11 protein-coding genes are annotated in these 16,966 nt (G+C 75.4%); 3 read left to right on the forward strand and 8 right to left on the reverse strand.

Going from position 1 to position 16,966, the window contains the following annotated elements; translation table 11 throughout:
* Positions 1 to 10: 10 nt before the first annotated feature.
* Genes ACFVFS_RS08845 through ACFVFS_RS08860 form a run of 4 tightly spaced genes read right to left on the reverse strand, consistent with a single transcriptional unit; the run spans position 11 to position 2,688 of the window.
* On the reverse strand, positions 11 to 439 hold the full coding sequence (locus tag ACFVFS_RS08845) for a lasso peptide biosynthesis B2 protein (protein WP_380621681.1): 429 nt from the start codon (positions 437 to 439) through the stop codon (positions 11 to 13).
* The gene (locus ACFVFS_RS08850) at positions 436 to 693 is read right to left on the reverse strand and encodes a lasso peptide biosynthesis PqqD family chaperone (RefSeq protein WP_380621683.1); all 258 of its coding nucleotides are present in this window, start codon (positions 691 to 693) and stop codon (positions 436 to 438) included. Before ACFVFS_RS08850 ends, ACFVFS_RS08845 begins: the two co-directional genes overlap by 4 nt.
* Entirely contained in the window at positions 678 to 2,561 is a 1,884-nt protein-coding gene (locus ACFVFS_RS08855; protein ID WP_380621685.1) for an asparagine synthase-related protein, read from the reverse strand. Before ACFVFS_RS08855 ends, ACFVFS_RS08850 begins: the two co-directional genes overlap by 16 nt.
* Positions 2,562 to 2,571: 10 nt before the next feature.
* Positions 2,572 to 2,688, reverse strand: a complete 117-nt coding sequence (locus ACFVFS_RS08860) for a lasso RiPP family leader peptide-containing protein (protein ID WP_380621687.1) — start codon at positions 2,686 to 2,688, stop codon at positions 2,572 to 2,574.
* A gap of 229 nt (positions 2,689 to 2,917) precedes the next feature.
* Between ACFVFS_RS08860 and ACFVFS_RS08865 the strand changes: the two genes are divergently transcribed.
* Entirely contained in the window at positions 2,918 to 5,620 is a 2,703-nt protein-coding gene (locus tag ACFVFS_RS08865; RefSeq protein ID WP_380621689.1) for a M4 family metallopeptidase, read from the forward strand.
* 100 nt (positions 5,621 to 5,720) lie between these two features.
* Here the strand turns inward: ACFVFS_RS08865 and ACFVFS_RS08870 are convergent, their stop codons facing one another.
* Positions 5,721 to 9,803 (reverse strand): hypothetical protein, encoded by a 4,083-nt coding sequence (locus ACFVFS_RS08870; protein WP_380621690.1) that lies wholly within the window; start codon positions 9,801 to 9,803, stop codon positions 5,721 to 5,723.
* A 440-nt stretch (positions 9,804 to 10,243) separates the two neighbouring features.
* Between ACFVFS_RS08870 and ACFVFS_RS08875 the strand changes: the two genes are divergently transcribed.
* Positions 10,244 to 10,693 (forward strand): hypothetical protein, encoded by a 450-nt coding sequence (locus tag ACFVFS_RS08875; protein ID WP_380621692.1) that lies wholly within the window; start codon positions 10,244 to 10,246, stop codon positions 10,691 to 10,693.
* Positions 10,694 to 10,808: 115 nt separating this feature from the next.
* Positions 10,809 to 11,471, forward strand: coding sequence for a GNAT family N-acetyltransferase (locus tag ACFVFS_RS08880; RefSeq protein WP_380621694.1), 663 nt, complete (start codon positions 10,809 to 10,811; stop codon positions 11,469 to 11,471).
* 260 nt (positions 11,472 to 11,731) lie between these two features.
* On the opposite strand, the gene ACFVFS_RS08885 is transcribed toward ACFVFS_RS08880, so the two are convergent.
* From ACFVFS_RS08885 to ACFVFS_RS08895, 3 genes are all read right to left on the reverse strand, one after another.
* Positions 11,732 to 13,132, reverse strand: coding sequence for a carbohydrate-binding protein (locus ACFVFS_RS08885; RefSeq protein ID WP_380621696.1), 1,401 nt, complete (start codon positions 13,130 to 13,132; stop codon positions 11,732 to 11,734).
* A 200-nt stretch (positions 13,133 to 13,332) separates the two neighbouring features.
* On the reverse strand, positions 13,333 to 13,869 hold the full coding sequence (locus ACFVFS_RS08890) for a hypothetical protein (RefSeq protein ID WP_380621698.1): 537 nt from the start codon (positions 13,867 to 13,869) through the stop codon (positions 13,333 to 13,335).
* A gap of 126 nt (positions 13,870 to 13,995) precedes the next feature.
* The gene (locus ACFVFS_RS08895; RefSeq protein ID WP_380621700.1) at positions 13,996 to 16,857 is read right to left on the reverse strand and encodes a BTAD domain-containing putative transcriptional regulator; all 2,862 of its coding nucleotides are present in this window, start codon (positions 16,855 to 16,857) and stop codon (positions 13,996 to 13,998) included.
* Between the last annotated feature and the right edge of the window lie 109 nt (positions 16,858 to 16,966).

Raw genomic sequence — 16,966 nt, forward strand, 5'->3', positions numbered from 1 at the left:
GTGCCGGGTGTCAGGGGCCCGGCCGGGGTTCCGGGGGGATGGTGATGACCGGGTGGAAGTGGGCGAGTTCGGCGGGCTCGCCGACGGGTTCGCCGGCGGCCTCGATCCAGGCGTGGGCGCGGAACGGAGCGGTGCGCACGCCGGTGCGCCAGGTGGGCCAGGTGCCCCGGGTGCGGCACAGCAGCGCCGCGGCGATCGAGCGCTGGAGGCATCCCTGGCCGGCGCAGCGCATGCTGAGGGCGACCACGGCCTGCCGGGCGGCCAGTGCCTCCCTCCGGTCGGCGGGCCGGGCCCCGCGCCGCAGGGCGAGCATCACCCGGCGGATCCGGGCCGGGGGGAGCCGCTCGATCAGGCGCGCCGCGGCGATCGCCGCGAGCGGGGCCGGCCGGAGGTGCCAGGGCGGGCGGTCCGCGCCGGCGGCGTGTGCGTGCAGGCTCATCCGGTGACCAGCCCGGCGGTGCGCAGGCTCTCGTACAGCCGGTCGACGTCGGAGCGCGCCCGGTCGGGGGTGACGGGGAAGCGGCCGCTGAGGTCGGCGGCGATCTCGTCGGCGGACCGGCCGTCCAGCAGGGAGCGCAGGATGAGCAGCCCGGTGCGGTTCAGTTGGAAGTAGCGGCCGGAGCGCTCGTCGAGGACGACGGCGCCGTCGTCGGTCGGGGTGAGGGTCACGTCGGGGCTCAACTCGGCGGCCATGTGCGCTCCTTGAGGGGCGAGAGGGGCGAGAGGGGCGAGAGGGGCGAGGGGGATGAGGGGGAAGCGGCGTGGCGGCCCGGCCGGTGGGCGCGCAGCCAGTGCTCGCAGGCGAGGGTCGCGTCCAGGGCCGCGTGGGAGGTGCCGGGCGGGTAGAGGCCGAGGCAGGCCTGCCGGAGGGCGACGGGGTCGACCAGTCCGGCGCGGGCCAGGGCGCTGTCCTCGAAGAGCGCGGCGAGTCGGGCCCGGTGGCGGGCGAGCCCCCGGTGGGCGTCGGGGCTGAAGTCGCCCTTGCCGGTGCGCCGCAGGAGTTCGGCCGGCACGTCCGGTGCGACGGCCGCGGTGAGCAGCGGCTTGTAGGCGAAGGGCGTCCCGCGGATCGCGGGGTCGGCGGCCAGGCAGGCGTCCAGGACCTGGTCGTCCAGGAAAGGGGCGCTGTAGGGCGCGCCCGCGCGGGCGGTGGCGTCGATCAGCTGCCGCATGGCCGCGGCGCTGTGCCGGACCATGCGCAGGACCTGGTGCTGGGCGTGCTCCGGAGCCAGCGGCTGTGCGTCCCGCAGGGCCCGCAGCTGTTCGCGCACCAGGTCGGCGGCCTGCGCGGTGGCCCAGGGCGGCATCCGGGGCTCGATGCCCCAGCCGAGCAGCTGGGTGCCGGCCGGCGGTTCGGGGTGGGTGAGGCGGTCGGCGGCGCGGGTCAGCCAGGCCGGGTACGGCCGGGGGTCGGTGAGGGCGCTCACCGCGTCGGACAGCTTCCACCGGAGGCGGGCCCGGTGTCCGCGCAGGTGGCGGGAGGCGGTGGCCGGGTGTCGGGGGAGGAGGGTGCGCAGGTAGGACGGAAGGGCCTGGAGGACCTCGTCGCCGCCCTCGCCGCTCATCCGCAGCCGGGCGCCGCGGGTCGCGAGCAGGCGGGCGACGGCCTCGTCACGGGCCCTGGTCCGGGTCCAGGCGAACGGCTCGTCACCCTGCGGCCCGGGGACGTCGACGTCCGCGAACATCGCGGGAAGGTCCTCGGCCGGGAGGACGAGCCGTTCGCCGGGCAGGTGGCGCGCGGCCCGGTCCGCCCACGCGGCGTCCTCGTGGTGTGGGTCGACGGAGCCGACGGTGACGGTGAGCAGCCCGGCCGGGCCGGGGGCGGCCAGGAAGCAGAGCGGGGTGGAGTCGAGCCCGCCGGACAGGTCGGCGGCGATCAGTCCGCCGTCGCGGGTCCGGGCGGCGACGGCCCGGTGCAGGGCCCGGCGGAGCGTCGCCGCGGCCTCGGGCAGGGCCTGGCGCGGGGACGGCGGCTGCCAGTGGACGAGGGTGTGCGCGGGGCTGCCCGGAGCGAGCACGGCCGCGTGGTCCGGTGGCACGGCGGTGATGCCCGGCCAGAGCGGCAGGGCGTCGAAGGGGTGGGGCAGCGGGTCGGCGAGCCTGAGGGCGAGCCGGTCGAGGGACGGGGTGAGGCCGGCCGCATCCGCCAGGACGTCGGCCCGGTCGGACAGCACGGGGACGCCGCCGACCTCGGCCAGGTGGAGGCGGCGGAGTCCGGAGAGCGCGCCGCGCGCGGCCACGGTGCCGTGCACGGTGGCGAGGAGGTGGAAGGAGCCCGCCAGGTCGCGGCCGAGGGCGAGCGCGTCCCGCGGGTCGCGAACGCGTTCGGCGCGGCGTCGCAGCTGGTTCCCGTCGGCGTCGCAGGTGCCGAACAGGGCCAGCGCGACCTCCCCGGCCCGGACGGTGACCGCCTCGCCGTCGGGCCACTCGCCGAGGATCCACGGGCGCCCGCTGGGGTGGTGCAGGGCACGGAGCTCGGCCGTGCCCCACACCGCGGCCGTCGCGGACCCGGCTTCGGTGTCCGGCAGGACCACGAACCAGGTCCGCCGACGGCCGCTCACCACCGGCTCCTCAGGGAATGAGGTAGTAGCCGTGGACGTCGGACTGGTTGCCGAAGTCGAAGCCGCGGGTGAGGGCGGCGAAGTCACCGAGTTCGATGAGCATCGGGGGCTCGTACACGTCCGTCATGTCGATCTCCTCTCGTTCACGGGAGTGGAGCGAAATCGCCAGCTGGTACAGACCACTGTTCTCCGCCGGCTCCGGGACGGGCAAGCGGGGGCCGGGGCTTCGGCCGGAATCCGACGGTCGGGAGGACGGCATAAAGAGATCATCGACATATGTCGCTCAACTGCCTATGGTGGGTGGTGCGGCGGCCCTGGTTCGCCGCCGTTCCCGACCGTCCCGTGAGAGGATCGCTGTGCCCCGACTCTCCCGTTCCGCCCGCACATGGGCCGTCGCGACCGTCGTCGCGGCGCTGGCCCCGGCCGTGCCCCCCGCCCTGGCCGCGGCGGCCCCCGCGCCCGACGGCGACCCGGTGCCGGCCCTGGTCGCCGGCCTGGACACCGCGGCCCCGCAGCTGGTGACCGGCCTGTCCGAACCGGCGCCGGGCGAGCCGGCCGCGGCCGCGCTGGCGCACCTGGCCGCCCACCCCGACCGCTACCGGGTCGACCCCGGCGAGCTCACCGAACTCGGCACCACCGAGGGCCCCGACGGCCGGCGCACCGTCAGGTTCGAGCAGCGCCACGGCGGCGTCCCGGTGCTCGGCGGGCAGTACCTGGTGCGGCTGACCGGACAGGGCGCCGAGCAGACGGTGGAGTCGGCGGGCGGACGCTACTTCACCGCGCTGACCGCCCCCACCGCCGCCGCGGTGTCGGCCGAGGAACTGCGCCGCGCGGCGCTGGGCGATCTCGACGACGCGCGGGACCGCGCCGGCGCGGGTGTCGAGGACCTGGGCCCGGTGGTCCTGCCCGACGGCCCCGGCCTGCTCGCCGAGCGGTTCGTCCTGCACCCGGCCTCGGGCAGGGCCCGGGAGGTGTTCGTCGACGCGACCACCGGCGCCGTCGTCCTCGCCCACGACACCCGCGCGCCCCGCCCGGAGCCGGCCGCCGCGGCCACCGCCCCCGACGAGGGTCTGCAACCGGCCACCGGCACAGCCCCCGAGGCCCACGGGCGCACCGTCGCGGTGAACCTGGCCCGCCGCCCGGGCGGCGGCTACCAGTTCACCGACCTCACCCGGTCCTCCGTCATCAGCACCTACGACGCCGCCGGGGCCGACTTCCTCGACTACCAGCGGAGGATGCCGGCCGGAGCCGTGCCGCTCTCCTCCGCCACCCCCGACTTCCCGGCCGTCGCCGGGAGCAGCGGCGCCACGGACGCGCACGTCAACGCCGGGCTCGTCCACGACTTCTTCCGCGACCGGCTGGGACGCAACGGCCTGGACGGCAAGGGCGGGGCGATCGTCTCGGTGGTGAACGTGACCGACCTCGGCACGCCGTTCCCGAACGCGTTCTGGGACAAGACCAAGATGGTCTACGGCAACGGCCCGGGCCAGTACCCGTTCCCGGTGGCCCTGGACGTGGCCGCGCACGAGATGACCCACGGCGTCGTCCAGAACACCGCGGACTTCTTCGACCTCGGCCAGCCCGGCGCCATGAACGAGGCCATCGCCGACTACTTCGGCAACGCCGTCGAGGTCACCGCCCGCGGCATCGCCATGGACGACCCCACCGCGCCGCTGCTCGGCGAGAGCCTGTGCCCCACCGGCACCCCGCAGGCCTGCGCGGAGCGCCGCCTGGACGACCGGCGCACCACCGTGGCCGACTTCCTGGGCACCCGCCACGAACTCGACGCCGGCGGCGTGCACCTGAACGCCACCATCTTCGGCGGCGCGCTCTGGGACATCCGCCGCACGCTGGACCCGCTCATCGCCGACCGGCTGGTCTACCGCGCGCTCGCCGACTACCTCACCCCGCTGGACGACTTCGTCGCCGGGCGCAACGCGGTGCTCGCCGCCGGCCGGGACCTCGGCCTCACCAAGCGCCAACTGCGCACGGTGGCGGCCGCCTTCGACGCGCACGGGATCAAGGAGGGCTGGCAGAAGCGGATCGGCATCGACAGCCGCACCCTGCTGCGCGACGTCACCACCGGCATGGCCGCCCCGGCCGCCGCCCGCGGCCGCTGGGTGATGCGCGCCAACGGGCCGGCCGGAACCGGACTCTACGCGGGTGCGCTCGACGGGCGCGGCACGCCGGTGCGGCTGAGCCCCGAGGACGGGCGCACCCACAGCTGGGCCGCCACCGACGGGACGAACGCCGCGTGGTTGGCCAAGGGCGGCAGCGATCCGAGGGCCGCGCAGGAGGTGATGACCGCCCCGCTGAGCGGCACCGGCCCGGTGCGCAGTGTCTTCCGCTCCACCACCGAGCAGGTCAACGCCGTCCGGATCTCGGGCGCCGACCTCGCCTTCACCGCCTCCTCGAACGGCCGCGCCGTACCCCACCTGAGCCGCGGCGGCGGCGCACCGGTCGCGCTGCCGCTGCCCGAGGGCCACAGCGCCACCGACCTGGTTCTCCGGGACGGCCTGCTCGGCTGGATCGAGATCTGGCAGGAGGGCGAGCGGCTGGTAACGGTACCGACCCTCTACTCGCTCGCCACCGGCACGGTGACGGCCCGGTTCCCCGAGCACGCCCCGGCCGGCTCCGGACCGAGCCTCGCCGTCGCCCTCGCCCTGGCCGGCGGGCGCCTGCTGTGGCTGGACCTCCCGGACGACCACGCCGTGCGCGGCACCATCCGCTCCGCCGCCCCGGACGGCTCCGGCGTCGTCGACCTGCTGTCCGCGGACTCCCCGCAGGCGCCGCGCACCGGGCCGCTGGCCGTCTCAGACCAGGCCGTCACCTTCCGGTACGAGAACGAACGGAAGCCGGCCGGCGGTTGGACCAACGCGGCGCTGCCCAAGCTGTGGCAGATCCCGCTGGCCGGCGGCGGCGCCCCGCAGCGGGTGTCCTGCGACCGCGGCGGCCAGTACGAGGCGGCGGCCGACGAGGGCACCCGGGTGGTGTGGCTGGACGCCACCGCCGGAACCAATGACCTGGTGGTCCGCGAGCGCCCGGCCGGTGGCTGCTGACCGCCGCTCCGGATCGGACAGGGCGGTGGCCCGGGAAGGGGTTCTTCCCGGGCCACCGCCCTTCGGACGGTCAGGGCCCGTCAGGGCTGGTTCAGCCGGATCACGGCCGCGTGAGCCCGCCGCCGGACGGCACCCTGACGGGCATCAGCCAGTCGAGGTCGGTCAGCGACGGGTCGGCGGTGAGGTAGGGCAGGACGGACGGGCCGGCCGCCGAGGGCATCCCGAAGGTGTTCGGGAGGGACGGGCGTCCGCCCAGCGGGTGACTCCCCAACGGGTGGCTGCCGGGAGCGTCGCCGATCTCGTACGGCCACTGGCCGAAGTCGTGGCCGTAGTCATGGCCGAATCCGGCGCCGTAGTCAGGGCCGTGGTCGTGGCCGTAGTCGTGGCCGTGGCACTCCTTCTCGCACGGCGGCCTGCACCGGGCGAGCGCGGAGGACGGCGGCGTGGTCACCGGCTGGGTCCCCGGCGGGGAGTTCGGCGGCAGGTAGCCGGCGGTGACGGTGTTGATGGTGTCCTCGCTGATCAGGCTGGAGCAGTAGAACGTCCGCGTCTCACCTGCGGCCAGGTCGAACGTTCCGGCGGCCACCTCGCAGGCCACCTCCTGGGCGTCGTTCAGCGTGATCCCGGTCAGGTCCACCGTGCCGTTGTTGGTGACGGTGATCCGCCAGAACGCCTGGCACTTGTCAGGCTCGCACAGCTCCTCGGGCGCGTTGCCCTTGTGCAGGGTCGCGTCCTTGCCCCACGGACCGGTCCCGCCCTGACCGCAGTTGTCGCCGTGGTCGGACTGGCAGACCTCCTTGTTGACCTCAAGCGACGGGGTGCCACCGGTGATCCGGACGTCGGCGGAGGACGGCGGTGTGGTGATGGGGGTGCCGCCGGGTCCGGGGAAGGACGCGGTGACGGTGTTGGTGGTGGCCTGGGTGACGTTGGGGAGGTTGCAGAACACCTGGTGGGAGGCGCCGACCGCGAGGTCGAACGTTCCGGCGGCGGTGACGCAGGACGGCGTGACCGCGTCGGTCAGCGTGATGCCGGTGACGGGGACGGTGCCGGTGTTGGTGACGGTGATGCGCCAGTAGGCGGTGGTGCCGGTGGGGATGGTGGTGGTTTTGGCCCAGGGGCCGGGGCCGCCGTCAGCGCAGTCGGCGGCGTTGGTGGAGGTGCAGACCTCCTTGTTGATGCTGATGGAGGGGACGACCTGCGGGGTGACGTCGACCGTCGCTTCGGAGGGGGGTGTGGTGATGGGGGTGCCGCCCGGTCCGGGGAAGGACGCGGTGACGGTGTTGACGGTGTGCTGGGTGACGTTGGTCAGGTCGCAGAACACCTGGTGGGAGGCGCCGACCGCGAGGTCGAACGTTCCGGCGGCGGTGACGCAGGACGGCGAGACGCTGTCCGTGAGCGTGATCCCGGTGACCGGAACCGTGCCCGTGTTCGTCACGGTGATCCGCCAGTACGCCGTGCTCCCGGACGGAATCGTCGTACTGGCGGCCCAGGGGCCGGGGCCGCCGTCCACGCAGTCGGCGGCGTTGGTGGAGGTGCAGACCTCCTTCAGGACCGCCAACGACGGCACGTCGACGGTCGCTTCGGAGGGCGGTGTGGTGATGGGGGTGCCGCCGGGTCCGGGGAAGGAGGCGGTGACGGTGTTGACGGTGTGCTGGGTGACGTTGGTGAGGTCGCAGAACACCTGGTGGGACGCGCCCACGGCCAGATCGAACGTTCCGGCGGCCGTGACGCAGGACGGAGAGACGCTGTCCGTCAGGGTGATGCCGGTGACGGGGACGGGCCCGCTGTTGGTGACGGTGATGCGCCAGTAGGCGGTGGCACCGGGTGCGAGGACGGCCGTTTTGGTCCAGGGGCCGGGGCCGCCGTCGGCGCAGTCGGCGGCGTTGGAGGAGGTGCAGACCTCCTTGTTGACCGTCAGGGCCGGGGCGCACGCGGCACCCGGCGTCACCTGGAGGGTGACCGTGTTCGAGGTGACCGGCGGCAGGCCGTTGGTGACGGCGGACGCCTGGTTGGAGACGGAGGTGATGGCGCAGTCGGCCGACACCGTGGTCTCGAAGCAGATCTGCGGCGCGTCGCCGACGAAGCTCACCTGCATCTTCGGGTGGTTGTCGGGGGTGAAAGACGACCCGCTGATCAGGTCGAGGTCGGCGATCACCTGGATCGGCGATTCGCTGGTCGGGACGGACGAGATGTCCGCCGTTCCCGTCCCCGGATCGAACGGGAAGGTGCCGATGGTGGCCCCGCCGGCCGTCAGCACGGTCACCGAGGACTGGGCGAAGTCGACGGTCGTCGGGTCGATGTCGAACAGGCTGACCGTTCCGTACGACTGCACGTGCCCGGTGGCCCCGTCGCAGTAGTACGCCGAGGGGTCGATGGTGCCCTGGGCCTTGGTCTTCAGGCAGGGCGAGGCCCCGGTGACCGGGTCGATCGAGAACAGGTAGCCGGTGTCGCCGAGGCTGTACTTGCACTGGCCGTCGTAGGCGAAGCCGTAGGGACTGGTGTTGCCGCCGTTGACGTTGGGCGGGCCGTTGACGATGCCGTTGGTGCCGTACTGGGTGCAGGGCCCCTGGATGTTCCAGTCGTAGCAGAACTCGGAGCTGTTGAGGGTCGGCGTGAGGCCCTGGTAGATCCAGAGCGGGAACTCGGTCTCCAGGTGCCCGTTCGGGGCGGTGATGGTCAGCGGCACCTGGTAGTTGGCCTCGCCGGGGGCGGCGTTGGTCATGAGCAGGGCCTGGAGACCGGGGGGCGCGGCGATGGAGTTGCCGGTCAGGTCGAAGCAGACGACGCTGCCGACCGGCGGGGTGACCGCCAGGTAGACGCCGCCGACGGCCGTGCAGACGCCGGTGACGGTGCCGGCCGGGTCGTACATCTCGAAGACGTTGTCGGCCCGGGCGGGGCCGGTGAGGATCGGGGTGACCACCGTCTTGGGAAGGGCCCAGCCGGTGCACGCGGCGTTCGTCGCCGGATCGAAGCAGGACATCACCGTGGGCAGCGGGGCCGGCGTGTTGTCGGTGACGTAGATCTTGCCGTTGACGACCCGCATGATGCCGGCGTAGTCGCCGCTGAAGGCGACCTGCCCCTCGTTGGGCGGCAGGCCGATCACGAAGGTCCCGCAGGAGGCGTTGGCGACGGGGTCGTAGCAGAGGATCTCGCCGGTGCTGGAGACCGCGTAGATCAGCTGGTTCGGCGCCTGGACCACGCCGCCGATGGCCAGTCCGGTGCCGGTCTGGAGCGGCGTGAAGCCGCAGCTGGCCTGGGCCTGGAGGTCGATGCAGCCGACGCCGATCTCCGCGAAGCTGACCCGGCTGATCGCGGCGTAGTACAGCTTGGAGCCGATCTGCACGTAGGTCGGGGTGCGGGTGCTGCCGAGGTCGCCGGTGGTGGCGCCGGCGACCGAGGAGTTCAGCGCCTGGGGCCAGCTGGCGGGGGCTCCGGTCGGGCTGGGGCACGGGCCGTTGGTGAGCAGGTCGGTGCAGACCACGCTGGCCGTGTTGGAGAAGCCGTGGTGGTAGATGTTCCAGATCTCGGGCGTGGCGACGCCGTTGATCGTGGCGGTGTAGAGGATGGGCGTGAAGCCGTCGCCTCCGGTGGCCGTGTTGACCGGGGTGAACGGCGGCGGGATCTGCACCACCTGGCCGGTCGCCGGTGACGCGAGCAGCGGGTTGCTCGCCTGGACGACATTGGTGGCGGTGCCCTGGTCGGTGCCGGAGAAGGTCATGCCGCTGTCGGCGGACCACTGCCGGGTGAATCCGGGGGGCGCCTGGAGCGACCCGGGGACGTAGGTCTGGGCCTGCGGCGTGCTGCCCGGTCCGCCCTGGATCGCGTCGGTGACGGTGGCGCTGACGGGGGCGCCCTCCGGGTTGGTCGCGGAGACGACCCAGCGGACGGCGTCGCCGTGGGCGGTCTGCGTCGTGCTGCCGGTGGTGACGTCGGTGCCGGTCTTCGCCAGGGTCACGGGCAGCTGGCGGCCGGAGTGACGGTCGGCGGCGTGGTCGGCGGGCACGGCCCGGCCGCCGGGGGCGGGAGCGGACGGGGCGTCGGCCAGTGCGGGAGCGGCGAAGGAGCCGGACGCGGTGGCGAAGGCCAGGAGGAGGGGGAGCGCGGCCCGGGTGAGGCGGTCGCGGAGCCCGGCCCGGCGGCGGTGTCTTCGCTCGGGTCCGCTGGTGGGTGGACAGCGCCTCATGACGATTCCCTTCGGTCGATCGGTCCGGTGTGACGCGGTGGGGGAGAGGAAACCGTGGACCGAGTGCGTACAGGAGGTGAGTCGCTACCCACGGTGACCATCTCCATGCAGTATGCGGTCTGAAAATCCGACAAATCTGATCAGTGCGCCCGAACGGGGACGCATTCACCCCGGTGCGTGCGGCGGGTCGGCCTGACGGGTGCTCACCCGGGTCCGCCGGCGGGGAGGTGCGGTCGCCGACCCGGCTGCCGGACCGTCACCTCACCCCCGGGCGCGTCCGAGGTCGTCCAGGTCCGTCCGGGCCCGTCCGGGGCGGGCCGGAACCCCTGGGAGAGCCCCGGTCGGCGGTGGCAGCATCGCCTCGGCCGGCTCCCGGAAGGCGGGGCCGGTCGTCGACGGAGCGGCCGGTGGAGGCAAGCGCCGGCCCAGGGAGGGAAACCATGGGGAAGATCAGTCGCAGGGCCAAGGCGGGGGTCGCCGTCGCCATCGTGGCGGGCGCGCTGCTGCCGCTGGCCGTGTCGGGCAGCGCCAGCGCCGCCACCAGTGGCGGCTGTCGGGGCTTCACGGCGCCCGGCAACTACCCGAGCGGGGTCCAGCTCAACCCGTGCAACATCGTCTTCAACGGGTCGGACGCCTACGGCTACGTGAACAGCCCGCAGACCGACATCCGGATCTACCTGCAGATCGGCTGGAAGCCCGCGTGGCAGGCGGGCGAGCCCACGAGCTTCAGTTCGGTGCTCAACGCCGGGGTGGTCGGCCCCGGCAACGGCTACTACCGAGGGGACATCTACGCGGGCGGGGTGCCGGGGTACTGCTACTACACCCGGATGTGGTACTCGAACGGCAGCTACACCTCGGGCTGGGCCGAGTCCCCGGCGAGCTGCTTCTGACGGACCCCTTGCCGGGGGTGCCCGGCCGTTGCGCCGCAACCGCCCCTCGACCCCGCCCGCCACCAGACCCGGGTAAGATGTCAACTCGACAAGTGACTCTTACAGGGGGTGACGGGTGGACGAGCCCACCGTCAACGAGCTGGTGCGGGCGTGGGTCGGGGGCTGGATCGTGTCGCGCGGTGCGGCCGATCCGGTGGACGAGCCCTGGGGCTGGAGCATCGACGTCGGCCGGCCGGAGCAGGTGGCCCGGCACGTCCTGCCGGAACCCGCCGAGGCCGACGTCCGCAAGCTGGTCGCGGCCACCACCGCGCCGGGGACCTGGCTGAAGCTCTTCGCCGACGACGACACCGTCCGTCCCTGGCTCGGGCCCGGCTGGCGGTACGACGTTCCCGGCTATCTGATGACCGTCCCGCTGGCCGCCGAGCGCCCGGTCGTGCCCGCCGGGTACACGCTCACCAGCTGGTCGCGGGGCGGTGTGGTCCGGGTGCTGGTCCGCACCGGGGACGGCCGGTACGCCGCGCGCGGCCAGCTGGCCGTCACCGGGGCGACCGCCGTCGCCGACCAGATCGAGACCGACCCCGGGCACCGCCGCAGGGGGCTCGGCTCGCTGGTGATGCGGACCCTGCGGGACGCCGGTCACCGCGAGGGGGCCGCCACCGGCCTCCTGGTCGCCACGCCCGAGGGGCGGGCGCTGTACTCCGCCCTCGGCTGGAGCGTCCACGCGACGATGGCGAGCCTGTACTACGCGCCCGAGGCGGGGGAGCCCTCCGGGGCGTGACCTGCCGCCGCGCCGGTCCGGACGGGGTGTCCGGACCGGCGCGGCGGTCCCGGCGGCGGGCTCAGTGCCGGTTCAGCACTGGGGCCGCTTGCCGTGGTTGGCGCCCTTGCGGCGGGCCTTCTTCTTGCGGCGACGCTTCGAGGACATCGGGCCTCCTTGGTGGTTCGCCCCCGTCCAACGTCTCACACCGGTGGCCCGCCGTCGTGTTCTCGTCCTGCGGACGGAGGTACCCGCCCGCCGGAGGCCGGACCGCCCGCGGGTCAGGCCGCCTGCCACAGCGCCGGCGCGTTCGGCGGCTCCCAGCCGGCCTGCGCCTGGTGGCCCTGGAGGCAGCGGTAGGAGGTGCTGCCGTAGGTCACCGTGTCACCGGCCTGGTAGACGGTGCCGGCCGCCCAGGTGCCGCCGGGGTTGCCGGGGCCCGGGCCGGGGCCGGGGCCCTGCGAGTCGGTCTTCAGGGTCAGCCCGTAGCCCTGCAGGATCGGGTTGACCGGCTGGAAGTAGGTGGTGCCGCCCTGCGAGCAGTTGCCGGTGCCGCCCGAGGTCACGCCCTGCGCCTGCGTCCCGGAGATGAAGGAGCCGCCCGAGTCGCCGGGCTCGGCGCACACGTTGGTGCGGGTCACCCCGGAGACGGTGCCCTCCTGGTAGGTGACGCTGGTGCCGTGCTGCTGGATGGTCCCGCAGTGCCAGCCGGTGGTGGAGCCGGAGCGGCAGACCGAGGCGCCGACCTGCTGGAGCACCGAGCCGCTCACCGCGCCGGACGCGCTGTTCACGTACGGGGTCGCCGTCCAGCTGCTGTTGGCGGCGACCCAGGACATGTCGTTGCCCGGGAAGACCGAGGCCTGGAAGCTGCCCTGGGAGACCCGGTTGGACCCGGTCGTGGTGGAGCCCGCCCGGCCGCAGTGGCCCGCGCTGACGAAGCCCTGGGTGGTCCCCCGGGTGATCGGGAAGCCGATCGAGCAGCGGCTGCTGCCGCCGATGTAGTAGGCGTCGCCGCCGCGCAGGTCGTAGAGCGGACGCGGGGCCTCGGCCACCCGCTCCACCCGGACCGCCGCCCGGTCCACCCCGGCGGCCGCGACCAGCCGCTCGGCCGCGGCCGGGTCGGTGGCCTGCACCACCACGGTGTTGGTGCGCACGTCGACGAAGCGCACCGGCGCCGCGAGCGCGTCCGCCCGGCCCGTCGCGCCGCGCTCGGCGGCCCGGTCGAGTGCGGCCAGCGCTCCGTCCAGCGCGGCCAGGGGGTGCGCGACGACCACCGGCCGGGCGCCCGCCGCGCGGATCGTCGCGGCGTCGGCGGCCCGGGTGGTGGCGACGGCCAGCCCGGCCGCGTCGGCGCCCTCCACCCAGGAGCCGGCCCAAGCGGCGCCCAGGCCCTGGGCGAGCGCCCCGGCCCGGGCGCCGGCGCGGGCCTCGTTGACGATCCGGGCCTGCGCCTGGCCGGCCGTCAGACCGAGGTCGCGCCGCAGCGCGTCGAGCACCTCGGGCACGGCGGCGGCCGCGGCGAGGGTGTCCGGCGCGCTCGCGGCGGCCGAGGCGGCGGCGCGGACGGCAGCGGCGGATCCGGGGTTCGGGGCGGCGGCACCGGCGGTGCCCTGGAGGGCCGTCAGAGCGAGGGCGGCGGTGGCCAGGACGGCACACGCGGCCCTGGCGGGTCGTCGGAGCATGGGGGTCTCCCGCGATCAGGGTGTGGGGGTTGCGGGAAACCGTAGGAGCCCCGTCCGATGGCGGGGGAGATGTCACCCGGGGGTACAGCCCCGGGCTATACCCCCACCGGGACGCGCGGCCGGCGCCCGGCCGACTCCGTGGTACAGAACACCTTTCCGTGGACCGTTTCGTCAAGGCCGCCGCGGCGGAGCGGAGTTGCTCAGCGCTGCTCGACCAGCCCCAGCAGCCAGAAGTTCGCGTACGGCCCGGCCGCCGTGGACACCGGGTCGGCGAGCCGCCCGGCCCGCCCCAGCCGGACGGTCACCGCGTCCAGCGAGACCGACGCGCCGCAGGTGTAGCCGAGCGGCGCGTACGTCTCGTCGGGCCCGCAGAGCACCGACACCACCCGCCGGGCGGGCGGGAAGCGCAGCACGATCTGCTGGTGGTCGGCGGAGGCCACCTCCAGGCCGAGCACCAGGTGCGCCCCGCCGACCAGGTACCAGCCGCTGCCGGGCCGGTCCTGGCGCAGCACCCCGGCCAGCAGCCGCAGCCGCCCGGCCCCGGGCCCGCCGAGGCCCGCGAACCCGCCCAGCGCACCGATCGCCCCCAGCCCGCCGGCTCCGCCGGACCTGTTCTCCCCGTCCACCGACCGCTCCGTCGCCGCCCCGTCCCCGCCCGGCGGTCCGGTGGGCGCCACCGCCGCCGTGGCGAGCACGGCCGCCGCCGCCACCGCCGCCACCGCCCTGAGCCGCCGCACCGCCCCGCCTTCCCGCGCCGACCGCCCATCCGACCACGACCGGCCCCCGCCCCGCCGTCCGCCGTGCCGCCCGGCCCCCGCGACCACCCGTCCGGGGGACGGCGCGGGCTGCCGGCGGCCGGGCGGTCAGGCGTGGCGGCCCTCGCCCAGGTCGGCGAGGGCCGCCACGACATCGGCGCGCAGCCGCGGGTTGCCGGTCGTGCCGTCGATCAGCGCGAGGGCCTGGCGCAGCCGCTCCGCCGCCTGCTCCGGGCGGTCCAGCCGGCGGTTGTGGTCGGCCAGGTAGTAGAGCGTGAAGCTCTCCAGCACCGGGTCCCCGGTGGAGCGGTGGCGGTCCAGGGCGCGGTGCAGGTACTCGCCCGCCTCCCGGTCGCGGCCCGCCCACATCGCGGTGACGCCGATGTTGGTCTCGCACACCCGGATCGCCCAGTCGTCCCGGAGGTCCTCCGGCTGCGCCCGCAGCAGCGCGAGCGCGCCCTGGAAGTACAGCCGCGCCTGGCCGTAGGCGCCGGTGCTGAGCGAGTGGTCGCCCAGGTTGCCGATCACGTGGGCCTCGCCGTTCCGGTCCCCGATCGACGCGAACAGGGCGCGGGCGAGCCGGAGTTCGGCGAGCGTCTCGTCGTGCCGTCCGAGCGCGCCGAGCACGGTGGCGAGGTCGTTGCGGGCATGGCCCTCGCCGTACCGGTCACCGGCCCGTCCGGCCGCCGCCACCGCCAGGCGGGCGGCCTCCTCGTGGTCGTCCAGGTGCGGGCTGGTGAAGTAGTAGCTCCACAGGACCACCGGCAGCCGCCAGGCGAGGTCGTCCGCGCCGTTGGCGGCGGCCGCGCGCACCACCTGCAGCACCTGGGTGTGCTCGCTCTCGCACCACCGCTGGGCCCCGGCGGCGGTGCCGAAAGCGGGGGGCTCGTACCAGGGACCGGGCGCGGTGAGCGGGATCCGCCGGCGGTGCGGGGTGAGCAGCCGGGCGGCGGCGTCGGCGTGGTGCAGGTACCAGCTGCCGAGCCGTTCGCGGGCGGCGGCGCGCACCGCCCGGCCGGTCTCGGCGTCGGCGCGCTCGGCCGCGTACAGGCGCAGCAGGTCGTGCAGCCGGTAGCGGTCCCCGCCCTCGTGGGTGAGCAGGTGCGCGGTGGTCAGCTGCTCCAGGACGGGGCGCACGACGGCGGCGCGTTCGCCGCAGAGCGCGGCGGCCGCCGCCGCGGACAGGCCGGGGCCGGGAGCGAGCGAGAGCAGCCGGAACAGGGTGCGCGCGGTGGCGGGCAGGGCGCGGTAGGAGAGGTCGAGGGCGGCGCGGACGGCCGAGGTGGCGTCGCCGTCGATCGCCAGCGCGGTGAGCCGGTCCCCGGTGTCGCGCAGTTCGGCGACGTGGTCGGCGACCGTCCGGCCGGGGCGTTCGGCGAGGCGGCTGGCCGCGATGGCGAGGGCGAGCGGCAGCCGGCCGCAGACGGCGGCCAGTTCGCTGACGGCGGTCGGCTCGGAGCGGGCCCGCCGGCCGCCGATGACCCGGTCGAGCAGTGCGACGGCGTCCCGCGCCGGCATCAGGTCGAGGGCCAGCGGGCGGGCGCCGTCCCGGGCGGTGAGCCCCGCCAGGCCGGAGCGGCTGGTGACCACGGTCAGGCACTCCGGCGCGCCCGGGAGCAGCGGGCGGACCTGCTCGGCGCTGCGCGCGTTGTCCAGGACGACCAGCACCCGCTGGCCGGCCAGCAGCGAGCGGTAGAGCGCGGCGGCCTCCTCGGGGACGCTCGGCACCTGCTCACCGGGCACGCCGAGGGCGCGCAGGAAGCGGGCCAGCACGGCGTGCGGCGGCAGCGGCGGCTCGGGGGAGAAGCCGTGCAGGTCGGCGTAGAGCTGGCCGCCGGGGAAGTGGTCGCGCTGCCGGTGCGCCCACTGGACGACCAGGGTGCTCTTACCGATCCCGGCGCTGCCGGAGACCGCGCAGATCCGGGCGGCGGGGCCGCCGGGGGCGGAACCGGCGCCGTCCGGGCCGGTGGCGTGGTCCGGGTCGGTGGCGTGGTCCGGGGAACCGGGATCGGCCGGGAGCGCCGCGGCGTCCGCGAAGCCGTCGAGGGCGGCGAGCTCGGCCGCGCGCCCGGTGAACGTGGCGAGCGGCGGCGGGAGTTGGGCGGGCCGGGGCGGCGCGGCCCGGGCGGTCGGGGGCGCCGCGCCGTGGTCCCCGCGGACTCCGCCGTCCCGCCGGTCGTCCGGCCCGCCGTCCGGGACCGGGCGCGGCCCGTCCTCCCGGCCCGCCGCGCTGGTGAGCAACTCCAGGTGCAGCCGCCGCAGTTCCGGGCTCGGGTCGAGGCCCAGCTCGTCGGCGAGCCGGGTGGTGAACCGGCGGTGCGCCGCCAGGGCGTCGGCCGTCCGGCCGGAGGCGTGCAGGGCCCGCATCAGCTGTCCGACGAACCGCTCGCGCAGCGGATGGTCGGCGACCAGCGCGGTGAGCTCGGGAACGCCGGCCCGGTGCCGGCCGAGCGCGGCCTCCAGGTCGAGGCAGTCCTCCCAGGCGGTGAGCCGCAGTTCGTCCAGCGGGACGGCGCCCGCCGTGATCGCCCGCCCCGCCAAGCCGTCGAGCACGGGGCCGCGCCAGAGCGCGAGCGCCTCGCGCAGGTCCGCCGCCGCGGCGGACGGCTCTCCGGCGGCGGTCGTCCGGCGGGAGCGGGCGACCGCGTCGGCGAAGGTCCGGGCGTCCAGCCGGTGGCCGTCGAGCAGGATGCGGTAACCGCGCCCGTCGGTCTGCAGCACGGGCGGCCCGGCCGGGTCGGCGCGGTGGAAGGCCCGGCGCAGCAGTCCCGCCAGGTTGCGGACCTGTCGGTCGGCGGTGGCCGGCGGCCGGTCGTCCCAGACGGCGTCCACCAGCCGGGCCACCGGTACGGCGCCGCCCGCGTTGAGCAGCAGCGCGGCGAGCAGCCGCTCCTGGCGCACGCCTCCCAGCCGGACCCGCTCGCCCCCGTCGGTCCGGACCTCCAGCGGACCCAGAATCGCGAACTCCATGCGCTGCCCCTCCCCAGGGTCTTGCACACCGCTGTCGGGTCGTCGCGTCTGGTGACGATCTGATGACTAGATCATGCCAGAATCGTGCGCGTGATTGAGAGGGTCGGTG

It is taken from the genome of Kitasatospora sp. NPDC057692 (assembly GCF_042799475.1).
Lineage (GTDB): Bacteria > Actinomycetota > Actinomycetes > Streptomycetales > Streptomycetaceae > Kitasatospora.

Bases quoted from the DNA above. Each gene is read 5' to 3' on its own strand.
- ACFVFS_RS08870 (WP_380621690.1), bottom strand. From the start codon at position 9,803: ATGAGGCGCTGTCCACCCACCAGCGGACCCGAGCGAAGACACCGCCGC.
- ACFVFS_RS08875 (WP_380621692.1), top strand. From the start codon at position 10,244: ATGGGGAAGATCAGTCGCAGGGCCAAGGCGGGGGTCGCCGTCGCCATC.
- ACFVFS_RS08845 (WP_380621681.1), bottom strand. From the start codon at position 439: ATGAGCCTGCACGCACACGCCGCCGGCGCGGACCGCCCGCCCTGGCAC.
- ACFVFS_RS08885 (WP_380621696.1), bottom strand. From the start codon at position 13,132: ATGCTCCGACGACCCGCCAGGGCCGCGTGTGCCGTCCTGGCCACCGCC.
- ACFVFS_RS08850 (WP_380621683.1), bottom strand. From the start codon at position 693: ATGGCCGCCGAGTTGAGCCCCGACGTGACCCTCACCCCGACCGACGAC.
- ACFVFS_RS08895 (WP_380621700.1), bottom strand. From the start codon at position 16,857: ATGGAGTTCGCGATTCTGGGTCCGCTGGAGGTCCGGACCGACGGGGGC.
- ACFVFS_RS08860 (WP_380621687.1), bottom strand. From the start codon at position 2,688: ATGACGGACGTGTACGAGCCCCCGATGCTCATCGAACTCGGTGACTTC.